A 26,376-nucleotide genomic window follows, 5' to 3' on the forward strand; every position below is an offset into this window, starting at 1 on the left:
CCGTTAAATGGGTGATGGCGTGCCTTTTGTAGAATGAACCGGCGAGTTACGATTACGTGCAAGGTTAAGTCGGGAAGACGGAGCCGCAGCGAAAGCGAGTCTGAATAGGGCGAATAAGTACGTGGTCGTAGACCCGAAACCGTGTGATCTACCCCTGTCCAGGGTGAAGGTGCGGTAACACGCACTGGAGGCCCGAACCCACGCACGTTGAAAAGTGCGGGGATGAGGTGGGGGTAGCGGAGAAATTCCAATCGAACTCGGAGATAGCTGGTTCTCCCCGAAATAGCTTTAGGGCTAGCCTCGAGGAATGAGCGTCGTGGAGGTAGAGCACTGATTGGGTGCGGGGCCCGCCAAGGGTTACCAAGTCCAGTCAAACTCCGAATGCCATAGACGTGCTACTCGGGAGTCAGACAGTGAGTGCTAAGATCCATTGTCAAGAGGGAAACAGCCCAGATCATCAGCTAAGGTCCCCAAGTGTGTGTTAAGTGGGAAAGGATGTGGAGTTGCAAAGACAACCAGGATGTTGGCTTAGAAGCAGCCATCATTTAAAGAGTGCGTAATAGCTCACTGGTCGAGTGACTCTGCGCCGAAAATGTAACGGGGCTAAACACACCACCGAAGCTATGACATGTGCCTATATGGTACTTGGGTAGGGGAGCGTTGAATACGGATTGAAGTTGGACCGTGAGGACTGGTGGACTGTATTCAAGTGAGAATGCCGGTATGAGTAACGAAAAGACAAGTGAGAATCTTGTCCGCCGAAAGCCTAAGGGTTCCTGAGGAAGGCTCGTCCTCTCAGGGTAAGTCGGGACCTAACGCGAGGCCGAAAGGCGTAGTGGATGGACAACAGGTTGAAATTCCTGTACCACCGAAGATTGTTTGAGCAATGGGGTGACACAGAAGGGCAGTGACGCGGACTGATGGAATAGTCCGTCCAAGCAGTGAGGCTGATCGATAGGCAAATCCGTCGATCATAAAGGCTGGGCTGTGATGGGGAGCGAAAATTGCAGTAGCGAAGGTCATGTACTCCGGCTGTCAAGAAAAGCCTCTAGTGAGATCTAGGTGCCCGTACCGCAAACCGACACAGGTAGGCGAGCAGAGCATGCTAAGGCGCGCGGAAGAACTCTCGTTAAGGAACTCGGCAAAATGACCCCGTAACTTCGGGAGAAGGGGTGCCCCGGTAAGGTGAATAGCCTGAGGGGGCCGCAGTGAAAAGGCCCAAGCGACTGTTTAGCAAAAACACAGGTCTGTGCGAAGCCGTAAGGCGAAGTATACGGGCTGACGCCTGCCCGGTGCTGGAAGGTTAAGGGGAGCGGTTAGGGGTTAAACCCGAAGCTGTGAACCGAAGCCCCAGTAAACGGCGGCCGTAACTATAACGGTCCTAAGGTAGCGAAATTCCTTGTCAGGTAAATTCTGACCCGCACGAATGGCGTAACGACTTGGGCGCTGTCTCAACGAGAGATCCGGTGAAATTTTAATACCTGTGAAGATGCAGGTTACCCGCGACAAGACGGAAAGACCCCATGGAGCTTTACTGTAACTTGATATTGAACTTTGGTACGATCTGTACAGGATAGGTGGGAGCCTTTGAAGCATGAGCGCCAGCTTGTGTGGAGGCAACGTTGGGATACCACCCTGATCGTATCGGAGTTCTAACCTAGGACCATGAAACTGGTTCGGGGACCGTGTCAGGTGGACAGTTTGACTGGGGCGGTCGCCTCCTAAAATGTAACGGAGGCGCCCAAAGGTTCCCTCAGAATGGTTGGAAATCATTCGTAGAGTGCAAAGGCATAAGGGAGCTTGACTGCGAGACCTACAAGTCGAGCAGGGACGAAAGTCGGGCTTAGTGATCCGGTGGTACCGAATGGAAGGGCCATCGCTCAACGGATAAAAGCTACCCTGGGGATAACAGGCTTATCTCCCCCAAGAGTCCACATCGACGGGGAGGTTTGGCACCTCGATGTCGGCTCATCGCATCCTGGGGCTGAAGTAGGTCCCAAGGGTTGGGCTGTTCGCCCATTAAAGCGGTACGCGAGCTGGGTTCAGAACGTCGTGAGACAGTTCGGTCCCTATCTGTCGCGGGCGCAGGAAATTTGAGAGGAGCTGTCCTTAGTACGAGAGGACCGGGATGGACGTACCGCTGGTGTACCAGTTGTTCCGCCAGGAGCACCGCTGGGTAGCCAAGTACGGACGGGATAAGCGCTGAAAGCATCTAAGCGTGAAGCCCCCCTCAAGATGAGATTTCCCAGTATGTAAGACCCCTTGAAGACGACGAGGTTGATAGGTTCGGGGTGGAAGCACAGCAATGTGTGGAGCTGACGAATACTAATCGGTCGAGGGCTTATCCTAAAACAGTTTGTTTGGACCCATACATCCGGCAGACAACAGCAGTAAGGTTTCAGCAAACCTACCTTTCGTATCCAGTTTTCAGGGCGTAAGCTGTTAATGCTTGCATTAACGCTTGACCCACAACAGTGGGTTTTATTTTTTTTCATTAGTGATAATGGCACCGTTGATAGATTCCTGACTTTCAACGATCCATATGCTTTCAACGTGGCGGTCGTGGCGAAGTGGTTAACGCATCGGTTTGTGGATCCGACACTCGGGGGTTCAATTCCCCTCGATCGCCCCATAATTATGTTTCATATGCGGAAGTGGCTCAGCGGTAGAGCATCGCCTTGCCAAGGCGAGGGTCGCGGGTTCGATTCCCGTCTTCCGCTCCATTAATACGGCGCCATAGCCAAGTGGTAAGGCAGAGCTCTGCAAAAGCTCTACCCCTAGTTCGAGTCTAGGTGGCGCCTCCATTCCTTTCTTATACTAATATGTGCCCTTAGCTCAGCTGGATAGAGCGTTTGACTACGAATCAAAAGGCCAGGAGTTCGAATCTCTTAGGGCACGCCATCTTTATAACTTGCCGATGTGGCGGAATGGCAGACGCGCGCGACTCAAAATCGTGAGGGAAACCGTGGAGGTTCGAGTCCTCTCATCGGCATATATGTATTTCATCAAAGCTCTTAAGATCATTAGATCTTAGGAGCTTTTTTTGTATTTTGCTCTCTTCCTGCTATAAGAACATATGTTTGCATTTTACGGTGTTATATGGTATATTTTGGGGTAATAAGAATGCAAAGGAGATTGAAATATACATGGCAGTTAAACCCAATAAGACGCTAAGTAAGTTTTCTGAGTTATTGATCTGGTTACAAAATTTGAAAGGTCTTGGCAGCAATGATCTATGGCTCCAACCCATTGCAGAAGGCAAATGGTCAATTCGAGAAATTCTTACTCATATGATGAATTGGGATAAAAATAGCAGCGAAATGATGGTACCGAATTTCACCGAGGGCGCTAATCTTTTCTTCGTAGATATAGAAGAGCATAATAAGGTCGCAGCTGCTTTGGCTGCCCATTATACCGATTTGAATATGCTCATTACGGATGTTGTGAGAACAAGACAGCAATTGCTTGATCTCTTGAACAAGCAGTACAATGACTCTATTAAATTTAAAATTGATAACCAAAATTATACCTATAAAAAATTCGTCGACGTATTCATTCATCATGACGAGCATCATATCAAACAAATCGAAGCGTTTCTTAAACAGCATAATAACGGTTAATAGGTATTCATAAAAAGAACAAGAGCAGGCTGCCATAGAGCGCCTGCTCTTGTTCTTGAAAGATTAGTTGACAACAAATACGACAGTCTTCTGTTTCAGGCCTTGCGCTTCATTCAGAAGAAGCTCAGAGGAAGCAGATATTTCTTGCATGACCGCTGTTTGATCCTGAGCTGCACTTGATATGTGAGATCCACCCTCAGAAATTGCGAAGGCGGTACCAGCAATATTTTTCGCTTTATCAAATGTGCTGTTTATTTGCCCGGTTTGAATCGTAATATGCTCTACAATGCTTTGCAATGCTGAGGCTGTTTCATGAACGGAGGAAACGACCTCGTCCAAAACAAGCTTAGCATTCTCGCCTATCGTTGTTTCATGACGGATAAGCCGTACCTGCTTGTCTGTTTCATTGACAACCGTTAAGGTTTGCTCCTGCATTTGTCCAACCAGCTGATTTATATGCTCCCCAGCAGCAGCGCTGTCCGCAGCCAGCTTGCGAATATGCTGAGCGACTATAGCGAAGCCCTGACCCTGTTCTCCAGCATGAGCGGCTTCAATAGAAGCATTAAGGGCAAGCAAATGAGTTTGATCGGCAATTTGGCTGACAAGCTGTGAGATTTGACTAATTTCACCTGCTTGGACTTCCAGGTTGCGTACAATATCAAGTGTTTTTTCGCTAGTTTCCGATATATGAAGCATTCCATCAACCAATGAACGCAGCTGGGCTGCATTTGCAGAAATCGTACCAACCATTGTCCCGGCAATGTCGATTGCGCGTTCCGCCTCGTTATTTATATCCTGTGCTGTCTCAGCGGTTTGCTCTGCGGAATGAAGCATTTGCTGCGCGGAATCTGCTTGTATAGCCGCACCCTCAGCCATACGCTCAATCGTTAATGCAATGGTTTCTATTTGATTGGTCGCTTGCCCAATGGCAGATCCAAGCGTTGTGGCGCTCCGATCTGTAACGGCAACACTGTCCGACACATCGGCAATCATTTGGCGCAAATTATTTAGCATCAGTTGGAACGATTGATGCAGCTGTTTGATTTCGTCATTAAACGAATAGGGTGGAATTGTGATATTTAAATTTCCAGACGCTACTATATCGACAACCTTTGTCAATCGGAGCAGCGGCCTAATAAGAAACTGCGCAGCAAGCCATCCAAGAAAGCATGTCCACAGTATGCCGAGTACAAGCACTCCTGTAATATAGATCCAATCAGTCATGTCAGGTGCTAAAATCGGCTTTAGTTGAAAAATAAAGAAGGCGCTGGTGCTATAAGTAACGGTAGATACGATCAAGATGCCTAGCACAAGCTTGCGTACTAAACTAAATGTCATGTTAGATCCTCCTGTATAATGTGCACATTATATCACTCTTCTATTATATTCATTATGTGCTAGTATAAAATGTGATATAGATCACACTAGCAGATTTTGACGATAGGAGACTGATGATCGCTTGTTGCACTTTAGCCGGAGATATCTGTATGAATATTTCACATTGAAAAGACGTATTCTTTACATTTTTCTTATTAGTACGCTGATACCTATATTTTGCAGCAGTATAATCTCGTATTATGCGATCACATCTATTATGACGAACAAAATCAATGCGGGCATTCAAGGCAATCTGAAGCAAATTAAATTATCACTCGAAAATACGATTAACAACTTGAATCATGTTTCGCAGCAGCTCTCCTTCCAAGGAAGCGTCGGACAGAAGCTTGATCAGCTGTTAAATGAAAATGAACCTTATGAAAGAAGCAAATTGGTAGATGCGATCGGAATTGAATTAGGCTCGATTACCTTTACAAACCCGAATATCGGGTTGACGCTGTATTACTACCAAGATGAAGGGAAGGTCGCATTCGAAAATCTACGTGTAGATGAGTCATTTGATCCTGACACGCTTCCTCTATTGTTCAGCTATCATAGTATACGTTATTTTGGTCCGCATGCGAGCTATAATCCTCATGATAATCAGCTGGTGCTGTCCGCTCTGCGGCAGGGCGGCCTTCCCGATCGTCAGGATGTGTATATTTATATTGAGTCGGGATTTAAGCTTGCGCAAAATATTTTGGATTACGATCAAATCGGCCGCAGCTTATCCCATTTGATGCTTGATAAAGACGGGAAAATTGTATATACGGAATTAAGCGATGCATTTGCTCGAAACACGTTATTTGAGGAGCATATTTCCGGTAAAGAGACGGGCAATAAAAACGGCTATTATTGGTATAAGAGTACAACAAGTCAAGGCTGGAGCGTTATTTCGGTGATCAAAGAATCAGAATTCAATCGGGAACGCGATCGATGGATCGTTCAATTATCCTCCTTTACTTTACTGTTTCTCGTGATGAATCTTACGCTCGGATGGCTGCTGTGGCGCATGGTTTATAAGCCTCTTAAAAATTTCAATAAAGAGATAAAAGGAATGACAAACAACCACTATCAGTCAGAGTCTCTAAAAATGAAAATTCCGGAGTTTGATCATTTGCTTCATCAATTCAAGTCCATGAAATCGCAAGTCGGCGAGCTGTTCCTGGAAGTGGAGCAGAAAGAGAAACGTCGAGCGGATTTGGAAATTGAGAAGCTGCTGTATCAAATTAATCCTCATTTCTTGATGAATACGTTGGATACTGCCCATTGGCTGGCGGTAATGAATGGTCAAAGTGAAATTGACCGCTTAGTCGTATCTCTCAATAATTTGCTTTATTATAATCTCGGCAAGCAGGGCAAGCATTCCACAGTACGGGATGAGCTGGATGCGCTTCGTCATTACTTGACCTTACAGCAAATTCGTTATAACTTCGAGTTCGATGTCAGAATTGATGCAGATGAAGAAGTATTGGATTATCCCATTCCTCGATTTATTTTACAGCCTCTTGTCGAGAATGTGCTTTATCATGGGCTGGACGATACCGGCTCCATATATGTAGATGTTCATTTTAGGGAAGAGCTTGTATTTTCCATTCGTGATAATGGCGCAGGCATGTCGGAGAAAACGATTCGAAATCTCATGCAGCCGGAGCATGTAGAGAATGAGATTGTAGGAATGGGAATTGGCATGAATTATGTGAAACGAATACTGGCTTCTTATTATGAAGGACGAGCCAGCATGGAGATTGAAAGTATTGTCGGAGAGGGAACGACCGTTACGCTGCGCTTGCCGGTTCATAATAGCAAGGAGGGGATAGATATATGATCAAAGTACTTATTGTTGATGACGATAAGCTCGTCCGGAAAGGGCTCATCTCTGTGATGCCCTGGTCTGATTTCGACATGGAGGTTGTGGGAGAAGCGCAAAACGGAGAAAAGGCGCTTGAGTTTCTAGAAACGAATTCCGTTGATCTGATGTTAACCGATCTTGCAATGCCTGTTATGTCCGGCATGGAGCTTATGCGTGAAGCGAGAAAGCGTTATCCAAGGCTTTTCATGGTCATACTAACGCTGCATCAGGATTTCAATTACATACAAGAGGCATTGAGGCTCGGTGCACTCGATTATATCGCGAAAGTGCAGCTTGAGAAGGAGCGTCTGGAGGAAGTATTGGGACGCATTCACGGACGAATAGAAGAGGAAGGGTTCAGACATCTTCCGAGCTCTGGCTCGGCGCTTTCCGTTAATCATGATGTGGATACTGTTTATGTATTCCTTTCAAAGGAAGGAAATCCGAATCTGTCTTGGCTTTCGGATCGATTTCAGAATGATGAGCTTGAGGAGGTTGATCTCAATGTTTGGTTATGGAAGCCGCAAGCTCAGCTGAAGCCAGATTCGAAGCCGTTGTTGAAACTAGCTGAGGCCATGAGCGAACAATACGGATGGAACTGTATGAAGCTAAGCGGATTGACCGGCGAGAAGATGAATAGTATCCATCGCACGCTGCGTTCGTACCGGCATATGGGCTTCTTTTACGATTATTGTGCAGAAAAGACTTTCTATGAGCGTACACTCGCACAGCTGCAGGAAGAGAATTCTGTCATTGCGGAGGACCGCTTCTTGTTGCTGAAGGAGCAATGGCTATCCTTTGAATGGGTTCAGAAGGAGCAGATTTTTCTCAATTGGCTGTCAGAGCTGAAATCATTGCGAATGCCTCCTGCTAGAGTTGTTCATTTGCTTCTCGTACTGGAGACCGAATGGAATCGGGTTTATGCCTCGCTAACGGGAGATAAGCTTCAATCGCAGTATTACATTCAGAGCTGGCATGATGCGAGCATTAGGCTTCAAATGATTCGTGACCAAACTGTTCAATCTGTCGTTAAACCACAATACTCACCGGAAGTGACAGACTGTATTATGCGGGCGGTTAAGATTATTCAGGAGGAAATAGATCGGTCGGTGCATGCGGTCGAGGTGGCACGGCGTGTCAATATGAGCCGGAGCTATTTCAGTCAGTGCTTTAAGGATTTAACGGGTAAGCCGTTCAATGAGTATTTGAGATATGCTAGATATGAGAAAGCGAAAGAATATTTGCTGCATTCAACCAAAACAATCCAATGGATTGCGGAGCATACCGGATATTCAGATGAGAAATACTTTAGCCGCGTCTTTCGAAGCCATTCCGGCATGCTGCCCAGTGAATTCCGTCAACAGCAGCGGCAGGGGAGAAATGTCTGATTGAAGGGGGGAGATCTGTTCTCTCTCCTTTTTTGGTTTGCGTACATCACTCTACCCCTACTCGCTACGATACACTCATATAGGCCCATATCTTTCTATGATATCTTTAAAGCGTTAGTCATATTCGTAAAGAAAGAAGGGGATAAGATGAAAGCGGTTAAAAAAATAGGGTTTATATGTATCGCAATTCTAATGGTGGTTGTGACAGCATGCGGCAGTAATAATAACTCGAAAAGTCCATCACCAGCTGCGGATTCGAAGGATGGAAATAAAGTAACGGAGCAGCCGGCTGCAGCTGATCCGTTCGGCAAATATAAAGATCCTGTAACGATTCGCATTGGACAGGGGATCGATCCAACGGACAAAAGTCTTCCGCAAGGTGACACGCCCGAAAATAACCAATATACTCGCCACATTAAGGAACAGTTAAATGTGGATACGAAGATCGTTTGGCAAGCATCGAAAGGCAAGGATTACGACCAGAAGGTTAACCTAGCTATTGCCAGCGATGATTTGCCGGACTTGGTCATTGTCAATGACGCACAGCTCAGACAGATGGTCAAAGCTGGTCAACTGGCTGACTTGTCGGAGGTGTTTGATCAGTACGCATCACCAGCCATTAAGGGCATTATTGAGAAAACAGAAGGACGCGCACTCGAAGCGGTTAACTTCGACGGTAAAATGATGGCGCTTCCGAATGTGACGGCGCGTGGTGATGCTGTCCATACGATGTGGATCCGCCAGGATTGGCTTGACAAGCTTAAGCTTGAAGTGCCGAAAACAGTTGATGAGCTGGCAGCTGTAGCTAAAGCATTCGTTGAGCAGGATCCGGACGGCAACAATCAGAAGGATACAATCGGAATTTCCGGTCCGCAGGCAGGCGGCAAAATTCATGCCAATTTTATTACTTCAAGCAATAACACATTCGGACTAGATCCTATTTTCTCCGCATATCTCGCTTATCCGGGCTTTTGGCTGGAAGGCAAAGATGGCAAACCGGTATACGGTTCCATTCAACCGGAAGTAAAGGATGCGCTAGCCAAGCTGCGCGAGATGTATGCAGCAGGGTTGATTGACAGGGAAATGAGTATTCGTAAAGATGCGGCTGAGCCCGTCGTTGCCGGCAAGTCAGGCATTTTCTTCGGTCCATTCTGGATGGGATACTGGCCGCTGCCTGATGCTATCAAGAACGATCCGACCGCAAACTGGCAGGCTTATGCGCTTCCGCTTGATAAGAATGGAGAGTACAGCCCGCATATGGCTACGCCTTCCTCGCAGTTTTTGGCTGTAAGAAAAGGATATGAACATCCTGAGGTTGCATTGAAGTTATTGAATTTGCTCGTTCGCGATGAAGCTACCTTCGATGTTTCTGTAACACTGGATCACTATCCTGTCCGGATTGTATATGCACCAGTAGACGAAATTGAGTTCACGCTGCAAAGCTTGCAAGAAGTGCTGGCTGGTACGAAGAAGCCGGAGGATCTGAACATTCCAGGCTATAAGCTGCTGGTCGATGATGCGAACAAAGTAACGAAGACGAAGCTGGAGCCTTATGACAAAAACGACATTCAATATTGGAACACAGATGATATGGGGGCGTGGAGCCGTCTGTATTCTATCTTCGTAGGCGGCAAGCCGCTGATGGAGAAGCGCAACGAGGTTTACAGCTTAACCTATTCACAAACCAAAACGATGGAAAGCCGCTGGGCGAATCTTGAGAAGCTGGAGACGGAAACCTTCCTCAAAATTATTATGGGCGCTGCACCGCTGGAATCATTCGATATGTTCGTCGAGGATTGGAAAAAGCAGGATGGCGACAAAGTAACAGAGGAAGTTGCTGAGGCTGTTAAGAAGTAAATGGAGAAAAAAGGCGTCTCGAATAAAGGCGCCTTTTCATTCCAATTAGGCTGAGGAGGGAAGTGAAGCATGACAAACAGGGGCTTTGAAAAACATTATTACCTCATGCTTCTGCCGGGAATGGTATGGCTGATCTTGTTCAGCTTGGTTCCCATGCTCGGCATAGTGATGGCATTTCAGGATTTCAACCCTGGCTTGGGCATTTTTAAATCAGAGTGGATTGGACTGGAAAATTTCAAATACATGTTTTTGCTTTCAGATAGTAAAACCATTATGTTCAACACGATTTACATCGCGGTTCTAAAAATAATAGGCAATTTGCTAGTGCCGCTAATTTTCGCACTCATGCTGAATGAGCTGCGAGTAATCGTAATGAAGAGATGGATACAAACGATTGTGTATTTACCGCATTTCTTATCTTGGGTTATTCTCTCAGGTATTTTGCTTGATGTTTTTGCTTTTAAAGGGCCAGTGAACGGCATGCTTACTTTTTTTGGAGTAGAACCTATTTTGTTCTTAGCACGCGCTGATCTATTCCCTTATATCGTCGTAGGGAGCGACGTGTGGAAGGAATTTGGCTTTAATACGATCATATATTTGGCCGCATTAACTTCAATAAATCCGGCATTATATGAGGCAGCTGCTATCGATGGTGCGACAAGGCTGCAGCGTCTGCGATTCGTTACAGTTCCCGGCATCACGACAACCATTGTGCTGCTTGCAGTACTCAGTCTAGGCAACGTATTGAATGCGGGTTTTGATCAAATATTCAACATGTATAATCCACTCGTATATTCAACCGGTGATATTATTGATACTTGGGTTTATCGTGCTGGATTACAAAATCTTCAATTCAGTCTAGCTACGGCAATGGGATTATTAAAATCAGTGGTCAGTTTCGTTTTAATCGTTATTTCTTATTATTTGGCTTCTCGATTTGCGAACTATCGTATTTTTTAACACCAATTGAAGTCAAAACGAGAAAAGAAGCCAATCTCGCTTCATGTTTGCGGGTTGAAGGGAGCATCGCATAATGGTTACAGAAAAAACCTTTGGCGCCAAAGCAATGGATATTCTTCTAGTCATCATACTATTAGCCATAGGACTGCTGTGCGTAATGCCGATATGGTATACGTTTGCCTTATCCCTCAGCGATAAAGCCGCAGCCGCAGCTGGCATTGTCCGTCTATGGCCGATTGGATTTAATCTGAACGCTTACGATCAGATTATGAGTGATGAGAAATTCATACGCTCATTTGGCATATCATTGCAGCGTGTACTTCTCGGTGCGACGTTGAACTTTATTGTCGTTGTTTTGACGGCTTATCCTTTATCGAAAACGACGAGAGCCTTCCGGCCACGCAATATATTTATGTGGGTGCTCGTTTTCACGATGTTCTTCAACGGTGGACTTGTACCTTGGTATATGGCGATGAAATCCTATGGACTCATGAATACCGTATGGGGACTCGTATTTGCAGGAGGATTGCAAGTATTCCATATTATTCTTGTCGTTAACTTTTTCCGGAACCTGCCCAAAGAGCTGGAGGAGGCCGCCCTTGTTGATGGTGCTGGGCCCTGGTACACGCTGGTACGGCTTTATGTGCCGCTAGCAGTTCCTGTACTGGCTACCATAACTCTGTTCGGAATTGTTTATCATTGGAATGAATTTTTTCATGGGCTGGTTCTTATGTCCTCGACTGATAAATATCCGCTGCAAACGTATATTCAGCAGCTCGTTGTTACCATTGATACGACAACCATGACGGAGGACGAGTATAAAAAGCTAAGCGAGCTTTCCAATCAGACGCTGAATGCCGCCAAAATTTTTATAGCTATGATTCCTGTATTGATCGTTTATCCATTCCTGCAGCGCTTCTTCATCCATGGTATTACTCTCGGTTCCGTGAAAGAATAAATGTTACAAAAGGGGGCGTCTCCCAAGGTCAATGACCTTGGGAGACGCCCCCTTTCCATATATGCTGGCTATTTCTCACGCGAGTGGCGGATATGAGCTCCTGCGGCGAAAGCTTGACCGAATAGAGCTAGAAACTAGCTCTATTCCACAAACTGGGGTTGTTTCTGGAGAAATAAGGATGGATGTCATTGTTGCAATCATAATAAATTTTGATCCTGCAAGCGAATCGCGTACAATTGAACAGATGGCGGATTAACGCCGAATTTATTTTGAGCTATGTAAACGAAAGGGGACATGACTATGTCTACACCACTTGAACCGCAATTAAACCGAGAATTTGTCACCGGTTTGCTGGAAGCCTTGCTAACAACACCAAGTCCTAGCGGATATTGTATGGATATCATGAAATATATCGGAACTGAAACGGCTAAGCTAGGATATTCACTAGAAATTACGCCCAAAGGAAATGGAATAATTACAATTCCGGGGGAAAAGAACGATAAAGTGATTGGCATATCCGCACATCTCGATACGCTCGGTGGGATGGTCCGCTCGATCAAATCGAACGGAATGATTCGTTTAACGCCGATTGGTGGTTATGCCATGCATACGGTAGAAGGAGAATACTGTCTCATTCACACCCGCGACGGACGGAAATACGAGGGAACGGTATTGTCTACGAAGGCATCCGTGCATGTATATCCCGATGCTCGAGATTGGAAGCGGGAAGAAGCGAATATGGAAATTCGGATCGATGAGCTGGTGAAATCCAAAGAGGATGTGGAGAAGCTTGGCATTGCGGTAGGAGATTTCATATCTTGGGATCCTCGTACTCGCATAATGCCGAACGGCTGGGTCAAATCTCGGCACTTAGATGATAAAGCGAGTGTAGCGGCTCTATTCGGTCTCATGGAGTGGTTTAAACGGGAAGGAAAATCTCCGTCTAATACGCTGAAAATCATTCTATCTACATACGAAGAAGTAGGACACGGAAGCTCCTCCATTCCATCAGACATATCCGAATTTATTGCCATTGATATGGGGGCAATTGGAGATGATTTATCAGCGACCGAGCATGATGTTTCGATATGTGCCAAAGATTCCACAGGGCCTTATGATTACCAAATGACGTCAAAGCTGATAGAGCTGGCTAAACGTGAAAAACTTCCGCATGCTATCGATATATATCCATACTATGGCTCGGATGCATCTGCAGCGCTAAGAGGTGGAAATGATATTCGCGCAGCTTTAATCGGGCCCGGAGTTCATGCATCACATGGAATGGAACGAACGCATTTGGATGCGATTGTGAATACAGCTGCCTTGCTTCTTGCCTATGTGCTAGATAAATAAAGGGACGATCCACATAAAGAAAAGAAAGTATATCTGTGTTTAACGCAGCTTTGCCGTCACTGGACGGCAAAGCTGTTTATGCTTTTCTTATGGTTGCGGTATGACTAAGCGTCCTTTGAAAAATAATTGCTCTGGCTCCAAATCATCAATAACTCCATCAAGAATGCGACGTACATCATCAAGCGTATCGTATAGAGATAACGTCTCGCCTGGTTTTTTAGTATGGGGTTCAGCAACAAAGAATGGCTGTGTAAGGAATGATTCCAATCGTTCGCCCCGTTTATATAATTGTCTGTCAAACTCCGTCATTTTCTCTAATCCTTGCGCAGCTGCTAATGGCCGAAGCTCTCTGTAACGGCGTAATAGTTTTCTGGCTCTCTGTTGGATTGTCAGGTGTACGGCATCCAATTGTGCCCCTTCCAATACGGTAGACGTAGAGAAAACCGGATCTACTGCAGGGTAAAAACCTCGACTGATTAAGTCCGTATCGAAACGCCATAGTGTATCCAGTGGGCCAAACGGAGCTTCTTCATCTGCGGCTTCCCCTCTTGTGTCGACTAGAGCAAAGGTGACCGGTCTGGTGCCTGCTTCCTGTAATTGCTCGCGCAAAGAAAACAGTTCGCCTGATAATACCATTGTGCGATCAACTGCGAGCAATATATCACGTTCATCTCGTATAGCAATAATTTGTTTATAGACCTCTTCCTTATTGGTGCAAATGATTTCTGCGTGTTCCCTTACAAGATTAAGTCCTGGAACATCGGTTTGAGGGTCCCATAGGAAGGTGGCGAATCCACGTTTTCTCAATCGCAGCATAAGTTCTCCAAGCAGAACCAGCTGTCCCATACCAGGGCGCGCTACCAAGCCAACCGTACCGCCGCGTACAACAGGAGCAAACAGATCTAAAGCCTTGATACCCGTTTCAATCATTGCTACACCACTCCCTCGAATTATTAACTCATCCAAGCTGCAGCCCGCCAATGCGGCTAGTGCCGCAATCGTACGAACCTCTGCACGACCTACGGGTGTTTTACCCGTGCACAAATTGGAAACCGTAGCTGAACGCAAGCCTGCTGCTCGAGCGACCGTCGTAAGATTGGGAACACGCCGCCGGAGCAGGGGAACATTTAGCTGCAAATCATCAAACATGTCATCGCCTCCTTACTTTATAGAGTAATTTAGTTTACTCTCAAATGCAAGATTAATTTGAAAAAAATTGAATTTAATCCATTTCCACTATATAATACGACTATTGAAGTAAGCCTTAAGGAGGAAAGCCGATGCTTTATCATTTCAGCGAGAATCCGGATATTAACAAATTTGTTCCGCAGCTGAAACAAAATATTAAGGAAATGCCGCCAGTCGTTTGGGCAATTGATGAAGAGCATTCGGTAAACTATCTTTTTCCAAGAGATTGTCCTAGAGTCATATATTCGAAATCGGATCAGGTAACACCAAATGATATGGAACGTTTTTTTTCTAGTACTGCTGCCAATACGATTATATCGGTGGAAACAAGCTGGCTTGAACGCATCCATAATACGACGATTTTTAAGTATACCTTTGAGGAACGACAATTCAAGCTGCTGGATTCTATAGCGGGATATTATGTTTCATCGGAAACGATAGTGCCGGTCAGCGTGGAGCCAGTAAATAATTTGATCAGCAAGCTGCTAAGCAGAGGGATTGAGCTGAGGATTACTCCTAATCTATATCCCATAAGGAATGCAATATTATCGTCAAGTGTGGATGATTTCTCGATCATCCGATTTAATCATGCAGCTATACATTAGGATGTTGTTTCCAGCTGCAATCAAGTAGAATAGAAGGAATGAATAATTATACTAATGGGAGGCATCAAGATGGATTTAAATAAAAATAAGGATGAGCCAATTACGAGCGAGGAATCAGCGCGCAGAATGGAGGATTTACCGCCAGTAGCTGCGGGAGCAGCAAGAGCGCAGAGATCTTTATTAGATGATATGAATGATTCAGTTAAACAAGTGGATAAGAATGTAATTATACGATTGCTGACAAACCCGCTCGAAAGCTTGAATCTTCATTCAACTAAAGATTTCGTTTATGGAGTTTTAGGAATTGCGGCTGCTATTATTGGATTTCTAATATGGGCTATGTTTATAGGCAATAAGGTAGAGAGTGTCATTATGCGCGCCTTTGGTTTCGGGGGGATTTCGAGCTTTGCCGATCTTTTTGAGACACGCAGATCGATAAGCGCTGCTGTATATGGGAAAATGTTCTTGATCGCAATTTTATCAAGCGCTTCATTGCTTGCAGCTATTTGGTCTATCGGTTCCTGGAAGGGCGGGCAACGCCAGTCTATTAAATCGTTAATTACACATATTGGAGCGATGCAGTACATAGCAGGGGCAGGATTTATAATATCAGGAATTTTGGCTCTGATGAGCTTTAAACTGTCCATATTTGTATTAACAGTAACCTTATTGTCTACGCTCATACTATCTATAACGGGGGCAATGGATTTATACCAGGTTGCTAAGGAACATCGCGCTTTGTATATCGTTTGCACCATTTCAGCATATCTTGTATTATTCGTGCTGCTGGCGGGTGCTGTGCTATAATTGTGGTACACAAATAAGCAGAGAAATGAAGTGTAGGTATGAGTAAAGGACGCGTATGGAATAAAGGAAAACATAATGGAGGCAAGCCTGCAGGCGGCACTAAAAGCAAAGACAAAGTAAACGCCAAAAACAGCAGCCAAAAGCAAGTACAAGCTACGCCAACGGATGGCAACGGCGGGGTTAGAAATGAGCGGATAACTACAGTTAAACGAATGAACCGTGAGAATTGGGTCGTAAGACCAGCTCGTGTTGTTCAGAATAATGAACGTAATGAGTCCATTCATACAACTGATGAGACGATCGATTAATTATATTTGTTTTAAATAAACAGGGGCGCTCCATTAAAGGAGTGCCCCTGTTTATTTGTGATTCAACGTTAAGAAACGGTAATTGTGCCTACCATATTGTCATGGCCGGCGCCGCATTGGATGGAACAATTGTAAGCGTAGCTGCCGGCTTTATCTACTGTAAAAGTAGCGGACTCGCCGTTTTTGATGCTCACATTCAGTTCTGGAATAGCAAGACCGTGGTTGCCTTGGTCGTTCTTGAGAGTAAGCTTAACCGTATCGCCTACTTTTAGTTTTATATCAGGCTGATCAAATTCGAAATTTTTAGCCGTTACGGTAATTTCCTTTGTTCCGCCACCGCCTGCTGCAGGGCTTTGAGAAGGAGTGCCGCCTTTGTTGGTGTTATTCGTTTTACCGCATGCACTTAATGCCATTACGATAGCAAGAGCTGTAATCGTTAAAACGAGGTACAATTTTCTGTTCATGCTGTATTCCTCCCAGGTCATAAATATGCGAAGCAGCGATGCCGCTCTGTCATACTTAAGGTGCCCGATTTTACCACTTTTTAAACTTATGAAACAATTACTAATCATTTTATGGAGGGGGTTTGTATAAAGGATTATTGCTCTAACAGAAATCGAATCATTTCGTTATTAATGGTATCAGGCTGTTCATGGTTAATGCCATGTCCTGCGTCAGCTATCACTTTATAGTGAAATTCATCTTTCTTTAAAATATCCATTAAATCCTTCTTCATATCTATCTGATGCTCTGCTATTAGAAAATAAAGCTTATTTCTTATTGCGATGCCGCTTGCTCGATCATATTTGACGAGCTTATGCGCAAACATGGCTTGCTGATTATGGCTTTTCATTAATAAAATGAGATGCTCTGCTATTATTGGGTATCGATCAAATAGATTTGAGCTTGGAGAGCTCAGCTTTTTTAATATGCGAAGAAGATTGGTATGTGTAGGAATCATTATTTCAGGAAACATCAGTAGAATGGTCCGCAGCATCGTTTGGATTGGTTTGGTAACCATTCCGCCCTCCATACAAATCACTTTCTTCACTCTGCCACTATTTGCTGCTGCATAGTTGTATACCATGTATGCACCGTTAGAGACACCTGCAAGGCTAACCTTTTCTAAATTAAAATAATTTAAAATTTCAGAGATCCATTGCACTTGATCAAACTTTTTTTTCGTAAAATTATCGTTTGGAACACTTTTTCCTGGTCCGCCAATAGTATCTACAGCTATACAATAAAAATACTTCGATAATTCCTTCATATTGAGCATCCACATAACTGCAGAATTATCACCTACGCCATGAAATAATAGAAGCGGCGGATTCGAATTATTTCCGGAAGCAATACAGTGGGTCATGCCATACATGGTCGGAACATCCATTTCTTGAAACTCGGTTGACCACATTTCAAGGATGCGATTATAGGAATGAAGGACCTCATATTTGGCTTTTTCTTTTTTAAATACTTTAACCATGACAGATAACCTTCTCTCGAATGGTTTATTTATCTTTCATTAATACCATTTGTTTACAAATATTACAACATAAAAAGCTAGCTTGAGCATTTATGTTAGACGGGATTGGTAAGAGACATGATATAATATAGGGAAAAATTGGGTAATAGAAATTTGGAGGGGCGCATATGAACAAAATCAAGGTATATCATTACGATGCATTCAGTACCATCCCTAATAAAGGAAATCCGGCTGGAGTTGTTTTGGATGGAGAAAATCTTACGGAGGAGCAAATGCGGGAAATAGCCGAAAAAGTTGGCTTCAATGAGACAGCTTTTCCCCTTCAATCCGAAAGGGCTGACTTGAAAATTCGTTATTTTACACCTGGCCATGAAATAAATTTATGTGGTCATGCAACGATGGCAACCATTTATGCATGGAAGAAAAGAGGGCTGCTCGGAGCTAAAATGGATTTGACGATCGAAACAAAAGCAGGCATTTTCCCCATTAAGCTTCTTTCCCATACGAATGGAGAGCTGCAAATAACGATGCAGCAAGCTTGTCCTGAGTTCCAAGCATTTCACGGATCATATCCAGATTTGGCAGCTTCTTTGGGCATAGAGGTAAAGGATATAATGACAGAATTGCCTGCCGTGTATGGAAGTACTGGAACATGGACGTTATTGGTTCCAATAAGAACACTTAGCGCCTTTGAGAGAATGAAACCCAATAACAAGCTCTTTCCGGAAATATTAGAAGAAATGCCTAGAGCCTCAATCCATCCATTTTGTTTCGAAACATACGATACGAATGCTGATATGCATGCTCGTCATTTCTCATCGCCTTTTTCCGGTACGATTGAAGACCCCGTCACAGGAACGGCTTCTGGAGTAATGGGAGCATATTACGCAAAATATATAGATAAGAAAAACAAATCCTCATTAAACCTTTTGATTGAACAAGGACAAGAGATCGGAAGAGACGGCAGAATACGTGTAGCCGTAACAAACGATGGCGAAGAGATAGAGATTACGGGCAATGCCTGTTATGTGAAAGAGTTTGAGGTCCCCTTATCGGTGAATGGTTAATGGATAAGCTGAGGACATATGTCCTTCCCAACCTAATTGGATTTGTCATTTAATAATAAAGAGATCTAATTGGGGGGAGAGAAAACATGAAAGGCATTATATTTGCTTTTTTAGGCGGGGCTTTCATTACTTTACAAGGAGTAGCAAATGCAAGAATTAGTGAGGACATTGGGACTTGGCAGGCGGCGACGATAACCCAGCTAACCGGATTCATTGTGGCCTTGTCTATTCTGATGTTTGTAAGAGATGGCAAATGGCAATCGTTTAAGGAAGTAAAGCCGTTATATTTGACTGGCGGCGCCTTAGCGGCATTAATTATATTTAGTAATGTGACGGCCATTCATCAAATCGGTGTTACCCTTTCTGTGTCTGCTCTTCTGATTGCTCAACTAAGCCTCACCTTTCTAATCGAGATTAACGGCTGGTTCGGAATAGCGAAAAAGAAAATGAGGCTATCCCAGTTTATCGGTATCGGAATGATGATAGCCGGTGTGGTCCTATTACGTTATTGAAAGCAAAAATATGCCCCAAGGCTATAAGGTGAACGCTGGAGGCGAAATCGAGTTATGAAAGAAATGAAGGATCGTGAGCAAGTTGTTGAATATTTGCACGCCCATGGAATAGCATCGGTGTTTAATGATCAATTAATGCCGCATTTATCACTATACAGCTTCGATCAAGGTGAGCTCATCTGTTCCCAAGGAGAGCCTTTACAGTATCTATATATACTTGTTAAGGGGAAGGTGAAAATCTATACCACCTCGGTAGAGGGCAAAACGCTTATTCTTTCTTTCAAAACACCGCTTGAGATGATCGGGGATATTGAATACGTTCAGGGAACTGAAATTATCAATACGGTAGAAGCTGTATCATCTGTTTGTATGATCGGTGTTCATCATCGGTGGCTGAGAAAATATGCAAGTGATGATTCGTCGCTGCTGCAGTTTCTACTTAAAATCATTACACAAAAATTTTATATAAAATCCTCCTCGTTAAGCTTCAACTTGATGTATCCTGTGGAAGTGCGATTGGCAAGTTATTTATTGTCTGTCTCTATTGACGAATCCGATTCATTATTTGATGGGAAGTTAAGCATAGCCAGCATTAAGGATACGGCCAATTTAATCGGAACCAGCTCTAGACATCTGAATCGGGTCATTAGGCAGTTTTGTACAGAGGGGCTTGTTGAGCGCAGCAAAGAGTTCATTCAGATTAAAGACAGAGAAGGATTAAGTGCGCTGGCAAGTCGTAATATCTATGAATAATTAGTGATGGGAGTGTAGGAACTATGATTGTTGGACTACTAATGGCGCTCATCGCAGGCTCGCTGATTAGTTTGCAAAATATATTCAACAGCAAGGTAAATGAGCGTACAGGTTCTTGGGCGACAACTTCATTAGTGTTAGGTATGGGATTTCTAGCTTCATTGACCATCGGTCTAATTATGGAAGGCTCACATTTATTTATGCTGCAAAATATGAAGCCTTGGTACTGGGCCAGCGGTACGATTGGAGTAGGGGTGGTCATCTGTCTAGTGCAGGGCATAAAGCTGCTGGGTGCTACGTATGCCATTTCAATTGTTCTATCCTCACAGCTCGTTTTTGCTTTATTGTGGGATTCACTAGGGTTGTTTGGTTTAGAGAAGATCCCTTTTACTTTCATGCAGTTAATAGGCGTGGTGGTCATTGCAGGCGGTATTTTTGTATTTAAACTAGGCGGTGAAATTGAGAAGCAGAAGGCATATAATTGAGCTAACAATACGACTAGAAATAACATCAAAAGATGGAGAGATCAATTTGAAAAAATACCAAACCTTATTATTTGATGTAGATGATACGTTATTGGATTTCGGTGCTGCTGAGGATGCAGCGTTGCGTTTGCTTTTCGATTCTCAGAAAATGACCTTAACGACTGAAATCAAAGCCCATTATCAGAAAATAAATCAAGGGCTCTGGAAATCGTTTGAAGAAGGGAAAATCGATCGTGATGAGGTAGTGAATACGCGCTATTCCCTGCTATTTAAAGAATACGGTCATGAGGTTGACGGAGCCTTATTGGAGAAGAGCTATCGCAGCTTCTTGGAAGAGGGGCATCAGCTGGTTGTGGGGGCAATGGAATTAATCTCAGATCTTCAAAATAAATATGATTTGTACATTGTTACGAACGGCGTTTCCAAAACTCAGGATAAACGTTTGCGTGGTTCAGGTCTACATCCGTTATTTAAAGGTGTTTTTGTGTCAGAGGACACCGGTTATCAGAAGCCAATGAAGCCTTATTTTGATTATGTGTTTGCGCGGATTCCTGATTTCTCTGTAGAAAAGGCATTGATTATTGGAGATTCCTTTAGTGCGGATATTGTAGGCGGTCAGCTGGCTGGTCTGGATACATGCTGGTTCAATCCTACAATGAAATCTAATCATACCGAAATCGTACCAACCTATGAAATACAAAAGCTGGATGAGCTTTATCGGATTTTAAACATAGACAAGGAATCAGCGCCTCAGCAAGGTTAAGGTTCGAATTAGCAAAAGCAAAAGGGGTGCCCATGGGCACCCTTTTGCATGAGTATCGCTATTGCAAAATAAACTGTGCAGTTACTGGATTGTGATCACTGTGCTCATATTCAAGCTTATTACCGTGTACGGCAACAACAGTAATATTAGGAGACACTAGAAAACCATCAATGACGGCTTGGAAATTGATGCCTGCCGTATAAGCAACATCCACTGTCCGAACGGAAGGTATGCTGCTGTCGACGACCCATTGAAAGCCCTCAGGCGTGAAATCAGCAGGGAATGGCTGCAGCCATTCCGGCCATGCTTGCGTGGTGGGAAACGCTCCCGGGTCGGTGCCAGGCAAAGCATGATTCCAGTCTCCGCCTATGATCAGATAATTGCCTTTCTCATTTTCCTTCTTTATATAGTCCGATAAGAATTCGAGCTGTTGTCTACGGATAAGGCCGCCTTTATCAAACGCAGATAAATGAAGATTAACGAGGACAAGCTCTTTCCCGTTATCAACAGGCAATCTGGATGCGAGGAAAGCTCTATCCAATTCAAGCTGCTGCCGCGGCCAGCTTTCTTTGCCTGGCAGGTCGTATCTTAGATTTTCTGTACTTTCGAAGGTGGATAGCGTTAATAAACCGCTATTGACAGACCCCATCGGATCAAGGATCGGGACTGGTACCCAAGGAACCTTGTAGTTTATAGCAAACACATGACTGTAATGGTCGAGCTCATTCGATAGGTAGGAGGCTTCATTGATTTTGTAGCTTCGAGAAGATTTGGTGTCCACTTCTTGCACCAGATAGAAGTCAGAGGCTGCTTCTTTCATGAAAGCGGTGATGGCTGCTAGATTCATCCTCGTTTGTTCTTCGCTGCTGGAGCGGGACTGCTTCCCTCCATCCATAAAGAAATCCTGGTTATGATCTAGTCCGGCATAACCAATGTTGAATGTGGTAACCGTGAAAGGCTCATTTTGTTTAATGATGTTCTCACTGTTTGCTTCAACTGTTAGCTCGACGACTGGTGCCGGCTTATAATCTGTAATCGTTATATAGAGCAGAAAGCAGCCCAACAGGAGCACAACAGCAGCAATAAGAGAGACAAGCCCCTTTACTAGTTTTTTCACCATCTTGATCACTCCTTCCTTGTATTGTGGAATACTAGCTTCCCCGCAGTGATGAAGGGGATGCTTTCTTATGCTTCTTGAAAGTCCGGCTAAAGTAGTAAATATCATTGAATCCTGTTGCGGCAGCTACCTCCGATACGGACAGCGGGCTGTGGCGCAGCAAATAATCGGCTTTGTCGAGTCGGGTCGCCGTTATGTATTCCGTTACGGTTCGGCCGCTTAATTCCTTAAATAAACGGCTGAAGTGAAAGCGGCTTAAGCTTGCCATGCTCGCGAGAATATCGACGCTCAGCTCCTCCTGGTAGCATTTCTCTATGTATTGAAATACGGGTGCGAAGCGGGCAATATTTTTCAACCGTTCAGCGTATTCATCTGGGGTAAGAACGGTCGCGACATGCCCCCGCAGCAGCAAGGTGAGCAGCCGATAGAGTTCAGACTTTATTGCTAGCTCGAACCCGAACTCCTGCTGCTCCAGCTCGTTAATGATAGCGAGCATGCATGACGTGACGCTGCTGTCGCCGCTAATATGATTGCGAAGGAGCAGCCTATTCTGCGTAATAGGTGTAATAAACTTTGTTTCTGCCGCATCAACGACCTGGCTGTGCAGCAAAGAAATGTCGGCAATAAGGGCATAGTAGAACAAATTGGACGATTGGCTGATACCGTAATGCAGCTCATTGCTGTTGACGGCAATCAAATCCCCAGCTGTCGCGTGGATGGTTGTGGAGCCGCACTCAATGGTAGCTTCGCCGGATACGAAATAGAGAAACTCAAGATGCTCATGAAAGTGGTGAGGAAATATAATTTTGCCTTGATGATCAGCAAAGTTACGATGAAATTTGATCGGAAAATGCGGGTCAGGCATATCCATCGGCTCGCGTAACGATTCGAATTTTTCCACTACATCGACACCTCTCCTATAGATAGCACAATTGTACAAATAAATCGCACGCGTTTGCATGGAGTTGTTCGTTTAAACCATTATAATACGAAAGTGTAGAGGGTAAAACCCTAGGATAACAAAGGAGAGATTAGCAATGAAGCCGATACAAATCGCCGTTATAGGAACAGGCTCTATCTCAGCCATGCATTTGCAGTCTTATAAGAACAATCCGAATACAACAATCTATGCGGTCTGTGATTTAAATGAACAACGTGCAAAGCAAGCAGCAGAAAAGTACGGCGCGACAAAAGTATTTACCGACTACCGGGAGCTTCTTGCCGATCCTGTTATTGATGCAGTTAGTATATGCACTTGGAATAACACGCACGCTGAAATAAGTATTGCCGCACTGGATGCAGGGAAGCATGTGCTTGTGGAGAAGCCGCTATGTCGAACCGTTGAGGAAGCGCTTCTCGTACAAGAAGCTGTAGAACGTTCTGGTAAGCTGCTTCAAGTGGGCTTCGTACGTCGTTATGATACAAATGCGCAGCTGCTTCGCTCGATGGCGGACAGGGGCGAATTCGGCGAAATCTATTTCGCCAAAGCATCTAATATTAGACGCTTAGGAAATCCAGGCGGCTGGTTCTCCGATATTGAACGCTCAGGCGGCGGCCCATTGATCGATATTGGCGTTCATATCATCGACTTATGCTGGTATATGATGGGGCGTCCGAAGGCTGTCTCCGTAAGTGCAAATACATACAAGAAGCTTGGCAATCGTTCGAATGTGCGCAACTTGAGCTTCTATCAGGCTGCTGACTATGATGCTGAGAAAAACACGGTCGAGGATATGGCGAATGCGCTTATCCGCTTTGAGAATGGAGCTTCTTTACTTATGGATGTAAGCTTCACTCTGCATGCTAAAGATAATGATGGCACAGTCAAGCTGTTTGGAGAGAAGGGCGGCTTTGAAATCGATCCGGAAACGGTAATCGTAACCGAGCAGAATGATACGATTGTTAACATTTATCCGCAAACTGATCATCCTGGGTTTCATTTTGACGGCGCATTCCAGAATGAAATCAATCATTTTGCTGCATGCATTTCGAATAATAAACAGCCTATCAGTCCCGTTCAGGACGGCGTTGAAATAATGAAAATATTGTGCGGAATTTATGAATCCGCGGCCAAAGGAGCTGAAGTTCGTCTATGAAGCTAGGAATTAGCATGTACAGCTTGTACCAAGCACTAAGTGCCGGTGAAATGTCGATTGCCGAAATCATTGATTATATTGCGTCTATAGGCGCAGAGCATGTTGAGATCGTGCCGCTTGGTTTCAATCTCGTAGATAATCCGGAATTAATTGAGGTTATTAAAAATCAGGCGAAGGAAAGCCGAATTGAAATATCCAATTATGCCGTAGGTGCGAACTTCTCGGGCTTGAATGACGAGCAGTTCGAGCAGGAAGTAGCGCGGCTGAAGCGGGAGGTTGATGTTGCAGCGGCGCTGGGCGTTAGAAAAATGCGTCATGATGTTGCCTCATCGGGGGACCTGTCCATTGTCAACTTTCTTAAAGAGCTGCCGAGGCTGGCTAAGGCTTGCCAAGAAATTGCGGACTACGCGCTGCCATTCGGAATTACGACAAGCGTAGAAAATCACGGTTTCTTTATTCAGCACAGTGATCGCGTGAAGTCTCTTGTTAATTTGGTGGACCGTCCTAACTTCAGAACGACGCTCGATATCGGCAATTTCCTCTGTGTGGACGAAAGCCCTGCGGCGGCAGTAGCGAATAACATCAGCATGGCATCAATGGTTCATGTGAAAGATTTCTATTACCGCTCTTCCAAGGATAATCCAGGCGAAGGCTGGTTTAATTCATCAAACGGCAATTGGCTGCGCGGTGCAATTGTCGGGCATGGCGACATCGATATCCCCTATGTGCTGCGCAAGGTCAAAGAGAGCGGCTATGATGACTATATTTCCATTGAATTCGAAGGTATGGAAGATTGCCGCAAAGGAACACGGATTGGCTTTGAGTTCGTTAAGAGAGTATGGAATGAACTATAAACAAAGGAGGTAATTCATAATGGGAAACCCAATAATCACGAATAAAATTGGTGTTATTGTCGATAGCTTTCAAGTTGGCGTAAAGCAAGGCCTGCTCAAAGCAAAGGAGGTTGGGGCAGACGGCGTACAGATGTATGCCGTTCAAGGAGAGCTTGATCCTGCCAACCTATCCGCAGCAGCAAGGAAAGAGTGGAAAGCGTATATTGAATCACTCGGGCTTGAGATTTCTGCCTTGGTCGGAGATTTGGGCGGACACGGCTTTCAGGACCCCGAACAAAACCGCGCCAAGATTGACAAGTCTAAACGCATTATGGAGCTGGGCATGGAGCTTGGAACGAATATTATCACGACGCATATCGGAATTGTTCCGGATGATAGGAATAGCCGCGTATACGAGACGATGCATACAGCTTGCGAGGAGCTGGCTCGTTATGCGAACGAGATGAAAGCGTTTTTCGCTATTGAGACAGGTCCCGAAACGGCTTCGCATCTGAAGTCCTTCCTCGATGGGCTTGGGACAAAGGGCGTTGCGGTTAACTTCGATCCGGCGAATATGGTCATGGTTACAGGCGATGATCCGGTTCAAGGCGTATATACGCTGAAGGATTATATCGTGCATACCCATGCCAAAGATGGCTTAAAGCTAGGTCACATTGATCCACGTGATGTATACGGCGACTACGGCTATGAGGTCTCGCTTAATCATGAAAATATTGCTTCGATGGCTGAAGCCGGCCCTTCATTCCGCGAGGTTCCCCTTGGCGAAGGCGGCGTTGACTGGCCAGCCTACTTGCGTGCGCTTCAGGAGATTGGATACGCGGGCTATTTAACGATTGAGCGCGAGGTCGGCACGAATCCAGAGGGCGATATTAGCAAAGCGGTTCAGTTCTTGAAGGCTTATAAAGCATAAGAGAGAATGATGTTTTTATAAATTTTTTAGTAATTCGGTGTAAAGGTATAGGAATAAAGAGTA

At 44.7% G+C, this 26,376-nt stretch carries 24 protein-coding genes, 5 tRNA genes and 1 rRNA gene (1 of these 30 running past the window's edge); 24 read left to right on the top strand and 6 right to left on the bottom strand.

Annotated elements, in window-relative coordinates:
• The 7 genes from CEF13_RS04585 to CEF13_RS04615 all read left to right on the top strand — a co-directional run.
• A 23S ribosomal RNA gene (locus CEF13_RS04585) occupies positions 1-2,349 on the top strand (it extends 587 nt beyond the left edge of the window).
• A 207-nt stretch (positions 2,350-2,556) separates the two neighbouring features.
• Positions 2,557-2,632 (top strand) — tRNA-His (locus tag CEF13_RS04590).
• 16 nt (positions 2,633-2,648) lie between these two features.
• Positions 2,649-2,723, top strand: a tRNA-Gly gene (locus CEF13_RS04595).
• 7 nt (positions 2,724-2,730) lie between these two features.
• Positions 2,731-2,804: transfer RNA gene (locus CEF13_RS04600), tRNA-Cys, on the top strand.
• 20 nt (positions 2,805-2,824) lie between these two features.
• A tRNA-Arg gene (locus CEF13_RS04605) sits at positions 2,825-2,901 on the top strand.
• Between the two features lie 12 nt (positions 2,902-2,913).
• A tRNA-Leu gene (locus CEF13_RS04610) sits at positions 2,914-2,992 on the top strand.
• Positions 2,993-3,146: 154 nt separating this feature from the next.
• Positions 3,147-3,620, top strand: a complete 474-nt coding sequence (locus tag CEF13_RS04615) for a DinB family protein (RefSeq protein ID WP_102709630.1) — start codon at positions 3,147-3,149, stop codon at positions 3,618-3,620.
• Between the two features lie 63 nt (positions 3,621-3,683).
• Here CEF13_RS04615 and CEF13_RS04620 read toward each other — a convergent pair whose 3' ends face one another.
• Positions 3,684-4,958 carry a methyl-accepting chemotaxis protein gene (locus tag CEF13_RS04620; RefSeq protein WP_102709631.1) on the bottom strand — a complete coding sequence of 425 codons (1,275 nt, stop codon included), beginning with the start codon at positions 4,956-4,958 and terminating at the stop codon, positions 3,684-3,686.
• 256 nt (positions 4,959-5,214) lie between these two features.
• Here CEF13_RS04620 and CEF13_RS04625 point away from each other — a divergent pair, with 256 nt between their 5' ends.
• From CEF13_RS04625 to CEF13_RS04655, 6 genes are all read left to right on the top strand, one after another.
• Complete coding sequence (locus tag CEF13_RS04625; RefSeq protein WP_243864853.1) at positions 5,215-6,825, top strand: sensor histidine kinase; 1,611 nt, start codon at positions 5,215-5,217, stop codon at positions 6,823-6,825.
• Positions 6,822-8,237 (top strand): response regulator, encoded by a 1,416-nt coding sequence (locus tag CEF13_RS04630; RefSeq protein ID WP_102709632.1) that lies wholly within the window; start codon positions 6,822-6,824, stop codon positions 8,235-8,237. Before CEF13_RS04625 ends, CEF13_RS04630 begins: the two co-directional genes overlap by 4 nt.
• Positions 8,238-8,384: 147 nt before the next feature.
• Positions 8,385-10,094, top strand: coding sequence for an extracellular solute-binding protein (locus CEF13_RS04635; RefSeq protein WP_102709633.1), 1,710 nt, complete (start codon positions 8,385-8,387; stop codon positions 10,092-10,094).
• 69 nt (positions 10,095-10,163) lie between these two features.
• On the top strand, positions 10,164-11,054 hold the full coding sequence (locus CEF13_RS04640) for an ABC transporter permease (RefSeq protein ID WP_102709634.1): 891 nt from the start codon (positions 10,164-10,166) through the stop codon (positions 11,052-11,054).
• Positions 11,055-11,127: 73 nt separating this feature from the next.
• Positions 11,128-12,012, top strand: coding sequence for a carbohydrate ABC transporter permease (locus CEF13_RS04645; RefSeq protein ID WP_102709635.1), 885 nt, complete (start codon positions 11,128-11,130; stop codon positions 12,010-12,012).
• A gap of 300 nt (positions 12,013-12,312) precedes the next feature.
• A complete protein-coding gene (locus CEF13_RS04655; protein WP_102709637.1) occupies positions 12,313-13,365 on the top strand; it encodes a M42 family metallopeptidase in 1,053 nt (350 codons plus the stop codon).
• 87 nt (positions 13,366-13,452) lie between these two features.
• Here the strand turns inward: CEF13_RS04655 and CEF13_RS04660 are convergent, their stop codons facing one another.
• Complete coding sequence (locus CEF13_RS04660; RefSeq protein ID WP_102709638.1) at positions 13,453-14,514, bottom strand: helix-turn-helix domain-containing protein; 1,062 nt, start codon at positions 14,512-14,514, stop codon at positions 13,453-13,455.
• A 131-nt stretch (positions 14,515-14,645) separates the two neighbouring features.
• On the opposite strand from CEF13_RS04660, the gene CEF13_RS04665 reads away from it, so the two are divergent.
• From CEF13_RS04665 to CEF13_RS04675, 3 genes are all read left to right on the top strand, one after another.
• On the top strand, positions 14,646-15,158 hold the full coding sequence (locus tag CEF13_RS04665; RefSeq protein WP_102709639.1) for a DUF6886 family protein: 513 nt from the start codon (positions 14,646-14,648) through the stop codon (positions 15,156-15,158).
• Positions 15,159-15,227: 69 nt separating this feature from the next.
• Entirely contained in the window at positions 15,228-15,965 is a 738-nt protein-coding gene (locus tag CEF13_RS04670) for a hypothetical protein (protein ID WP_102709640.1), read from the top strand.
• Positions 15,966-16,003: 38 nt separating this feature from the next.
• Entirely contained in the window at positions 16,004-16,273 is a 270-nt protein-coding gene (locus CEF13_RS04675; protein WP_102709641.1) for a hypothetical protein, read from the top strand.
• 68 nt (positions 16,274-16,341) lie between these two features.
• Here the strand turns inward: CEF13_RS04675 and CEF13_RS04680 are convergent, their stop codons facing one another.
• Positions 16,342-16,737: a cupredoxin domain-containing protein gene (locus CEF13_RS04680; protein WP_102709642.1), complete on the bottom strand. Its 396-nt coding sequence runs from the start codon at positions 16,735-16,737 to the stop codon at positions 16,342-16,344.
• 134 nt (positions 16,738-16,871) lie between these two features.
• Positions 16,872-17,756 (bottom strand): alpha/beta fold hydrolase, encoded by an 885-nt coding sequence (locus tag CEF13_RS04685; RefSeq protein ID WP_102709643.1) that lies wholly within the window; start codon positions 17,754-17,756, stop codon positions 16,872-16,874.
• A gap of 167 nt (positions 17,757-17,923) precedes the next feature.
• Here CEF13_RS04685 and CEF13_RS04690 point away from each other — a divergent pair, with 167 nt between their 5' ends.
• The 5 genes from CEF13_RS04690 to CEF13_RS04710 all read left to right on the top strand — a co-directional run bounded on the left by CEF13_RS04690 (position 17,924) and on the right by CEF13_RS04710 (position 21,336).
• Positions 17,924-18,823 carry a PhzF family phenazine biosynthesis protein gene (locus CEF13_RS04690; RefSeq protein WP_102709644.1) on the top strand — a complete coding sequence of 300 codons (900 nt, stop codon included), beginning with the start codon at positions 17,924-17,926 and terminating at the stop codon, positions 18,821-18,823.
• An 86-nt stretch (positions 18,824-18,909) separates the two neighbouring features.
• Complete coding sequence (locus tag CEF13_RS04695; RefSeq protein WP_102709645.1) at positions 18,910-19,335, top strand: DMT family transporter; 426 nt, start codon at positions 18,910-18,912, stop codon at positions 19,333-19,335.
• Between the two features lie 54 nt (positions 19,336-19,389).
• Entirely contained in the window at positions 19,390-20,088 is a 699-nt protein-coding gene (locus CEF13_RS04700) for a Crp/Fnr family transcriptional regulator (protein ID WP_102709646.1), read from the top strand.
• A 23-nt stretch (positions 20,089-20,111) separates the two neighbouring features.
• Positions 20,112-20,573 carry a DMT family transporter gene (locus tag CEF13_RS04705; RefSeq protein WP_102709647.1) on the top strand — a complete coding sequence of 154 codons (462 nt, stop codon included), beginning with the start codon at positions 20,112-20,114 and terminating at the stop codon, positions 20,571-20,573.
• Positions 20,574-20,619: 46 nt separating this feature from the next.
• Positions 20,620-21,336, top strand: a complete 717-nt coding sequence (locus CEF13_RS04710) for a YjjG family noncanonical pyrimidine nucleotidase (RefSeq protein WP_102709648.1) — start codon at positions 20,620-20,622, stop codon at positions 21,334-21,336.
• 58 nt (positions 21,337-21,394) lie between these two features.
• Here CEF13_RS04710 and CEF13_RS04715 read toward each other — a convergent pair whose 3' ends face one another.
• Complete coding sequence (locus tag CEF13_RS04715; protein WP_102709649.1) at positions 21,395-22,456, bottom strand: endonuclease/exonuclease/phosphatase family protein; 1,062 nt, start codon at positions 22,454-22,456, stop codon at positions 21,395-21,397.
• Between the two features lie 31 nt (positions 22,457-22,487).
• On the bottom strand, positions 22,488-23,354 hold the full coding sequence (locus CEF13_RS04720; protein ID WP_341806419.1) for an AraC family transcriptional regulator: 867 nt from the start codon (positions 23,352-23,354) through the stop codon (positions 22,488-22,490).
• A gap of 136 nt (positions 23,355-23,490) precedes the next feature.
• Here CEF13_RS04720 and CEF13_RS04725 point away from each other — a divergent pair, with 136 nt between their 5' ends.
• The 3 genes from CEF13_RS04725 to CEF13_RS04735 are packed head-to-tail and all read left to right on the top strand — an operon-like array spanning position 23,491 to position 26,313.
• Complete coding sequence (locus CEF13_RS04725; protein ID WP_102709651.1) at positions 23,491-24,549, top strand: Gfo/Idh/MocA family protein; 1,059 nt, start codon at positions 23,491-23,493, stop codon at positions 24,547-24,549.
• Positions 24,546-25,403, top strand: a complete 858-nt coding sequence (locus CEF13_RS04730; RefSeq protein WP_102709652.1) for a sugar phosphate isomerase/epimerase family protein — start codon at positions 24,546-24,548, stop codon at positions 25,401-25,403. Before CEF13_RS04725 ends, CEF13_RS04730 begins: the two co-directional genes overlap by 4 nt.
• A gap of 19 nt (positions 25,404-25,422) precedes the next feature.
• On the top strand, positions 25,423-26,313 hold the full coding sequence (locus tag CEF13_RS04735; protein ID WP_102709653.1) for a sugar phosphate isomerase/epimerase family protein: 891 nt from the start codon (positions 25,423-25,425) through the stop codon (positions 26,311-26,313).
• Positions 26,314-26,376 lie beyond the last annotated feature (63 nt).

This window comes from Paenibacillus castaneae (assembly GCF_002884445.1).
GTDB classification, from domain to species: domain Bacteria; phylum Bacillota; class Bacilli; order Paenibacillales; family Paenibacillaceae; genus Pristimantibacillus; species Pristimantibacillus castaneae.

What these genes read in the sequence shown, in the direction of transcription:
- CEF13_RS04615 (WP_102709630.1), top strand. Translation starts at nt 3,147, where the DNA reads ATGGCAGTTAAACCCAATAAGACGCTAAGTAAGTTTTCTGAGTTATTG.
- CEF13_RS04620 (WP_102709631.1), bottom strand. Translation starts at nt 4,958, where the DNA reads ATGACATTTAGTTTAGTACGCAAGCTTGTGCTAGGCATCTTGATCGTA.
- CEF13_RS04625 (WP_243864853.1), top strand. Translation starts at nt 5,215, where the DNA reads ATGACGAACAAAATCAATGCGGGCATTCAAGGCAATCTGAAGCAAATT.
- CEF13_RS04630 (WP_102709632.1), top strand. Translation starts at nt 6,822, where the DNA reads ATGATCAAAGTACTTATTGTTGATGACGATAAGCTCGTCCGGAAAGGG.
- CEF13_RS04635 (WP_102709633.1), top strand. Translation starts at nt 8,385, where the DNA reads ATGAAAGCGGTTAAAAAAATAGGGTTTATATGTATCGCAATTCTAATG.
- CEF13_RS04640 (WP_102709634.1), top strand. Translation starts at nt 10,164, where the DNA reads ATGACAAACAGGGGCTTTGAAAAACATTATTACCTCATGCTTCTGCCG.
- CEF13_RS04645 (WP_102709635.1), top strand. Translation starts at nt 11,128, where the DNA reads ATGGTTACAGAAAAAACCTTTGGCGCCAAAGCAATGGATATTCTTCTA.
- CEF13_RS04655 (WP_102709637.1), top strand. Translation starts at nt 12,313, where the DNA reads ATGTCTACACCACTTGAACCGCAATTAAACCGAGAATTTGTCACCGGT.
- CEF13_RS04660 (WP_102709638.1), bottom strand. Translation starts at nt 14,514, where the DNA reads ATGTTTGATGATTTGCAGCTAAATGTTCCCCTGCTCCGGCGGCGTGTT.
- CEF13_RS04665 (WP_102709639.1), top strand. Translation starts at nt 14,646, where the DNA reads ATGCTTTATCATTTCAGCGAGAATCCGGATATTAACAAATTTGTTCCG.
- CEF13_RS04670 (WP_102709640.1), top strand. Translation starts at nt 15,228, where the DNA reads ATGGATTTAAATAAAAATAAGGATGAGCCAATTACGAGCGAGGAATCA.
- CEF13_RS04675 (WP_102709641.1), top strand. Translation starts at nt 16,004, where the DNA reads ATGAGTAAAGGACGCGTATGGAATAAAGGAAAACATAATGGAGGCAAG.
- CEF13_RS04680 (WP_102709642.1), bottom strand. Translation starts at nt 16,737, where the DNA reads ATGAACAGAAAATTGTACCTCGTTTTAACGATTACAGCTCTTGCTATC.
- CEF13_RS04685 (WP_102709643.1), bottom strand. Translation starts at nt 17,756, where the DNA reads ATGGTTAAAGTATTTAAAAAAGAAAAAGCCAAATATGAGGTCCTTCAT.
- CEF13_RS04690 (WP_102709644.1), top strand. Translation starts at nt 17,924, where the DNA reads ATGAACAAAATCAAGGTATATCATTACGATGCATTCAGTACCATCCCT.
- CEF13_RS04695 (WP_102709645.1), top strand. Translation starts at nt 18,910, where the DNA reads ATGAAAGGCATTATATTTGCTTTTTTAGGCGGGGCTTTCATTACTTTA.
- CEF13_RS04700 (WP_102709646.1), top strand. Translation starts at nt 19,390, where the DNA reads ATGAAAGAAATGAAGGATCGTGAGCAAGTTGTTGAATATTTGCACGCC.
- CEF13_RS04705 (WP_102709647.1), top strand. Translation starts at nt 20,112, where the DNA reads ATGATTGTTGGACTACTAATGGCGCTCATCGCAGGCTCGCTGATTAGT.
- CEF13_RS04715 (WP_102709649.1), bottom strand. Translation starts at nt 22,456, where the DNA reads ATGGTGAAAAAACTAGTAAAGGGGCTTGTCTCTCTTATTGCTGCTGTT.
- CEF13_RS04725 (WP_102709651.1), top strand. Translation starts at nt 23,491, where the DNA reads ATGAAGCCGATACAAATCGCCGTTATAGGAACAGGCTCTATCTCAGCC.
- CEF13_RS04730 (WP_102709652.1), top strand. Translation starts at nt 24,546, where the DNA reads ATGAAGCTAGGAATTAGCATGTACAGCTTGTACCAAGCACTAAGTGCC.
- CEF13_RS04735 (WP_102709653.1), top strand. Translation starts at nt 25,423, where the DNA reads ATGGGAAACCCAATAATCACGAATAAAATTGGTGTTATTGTCGATAGC.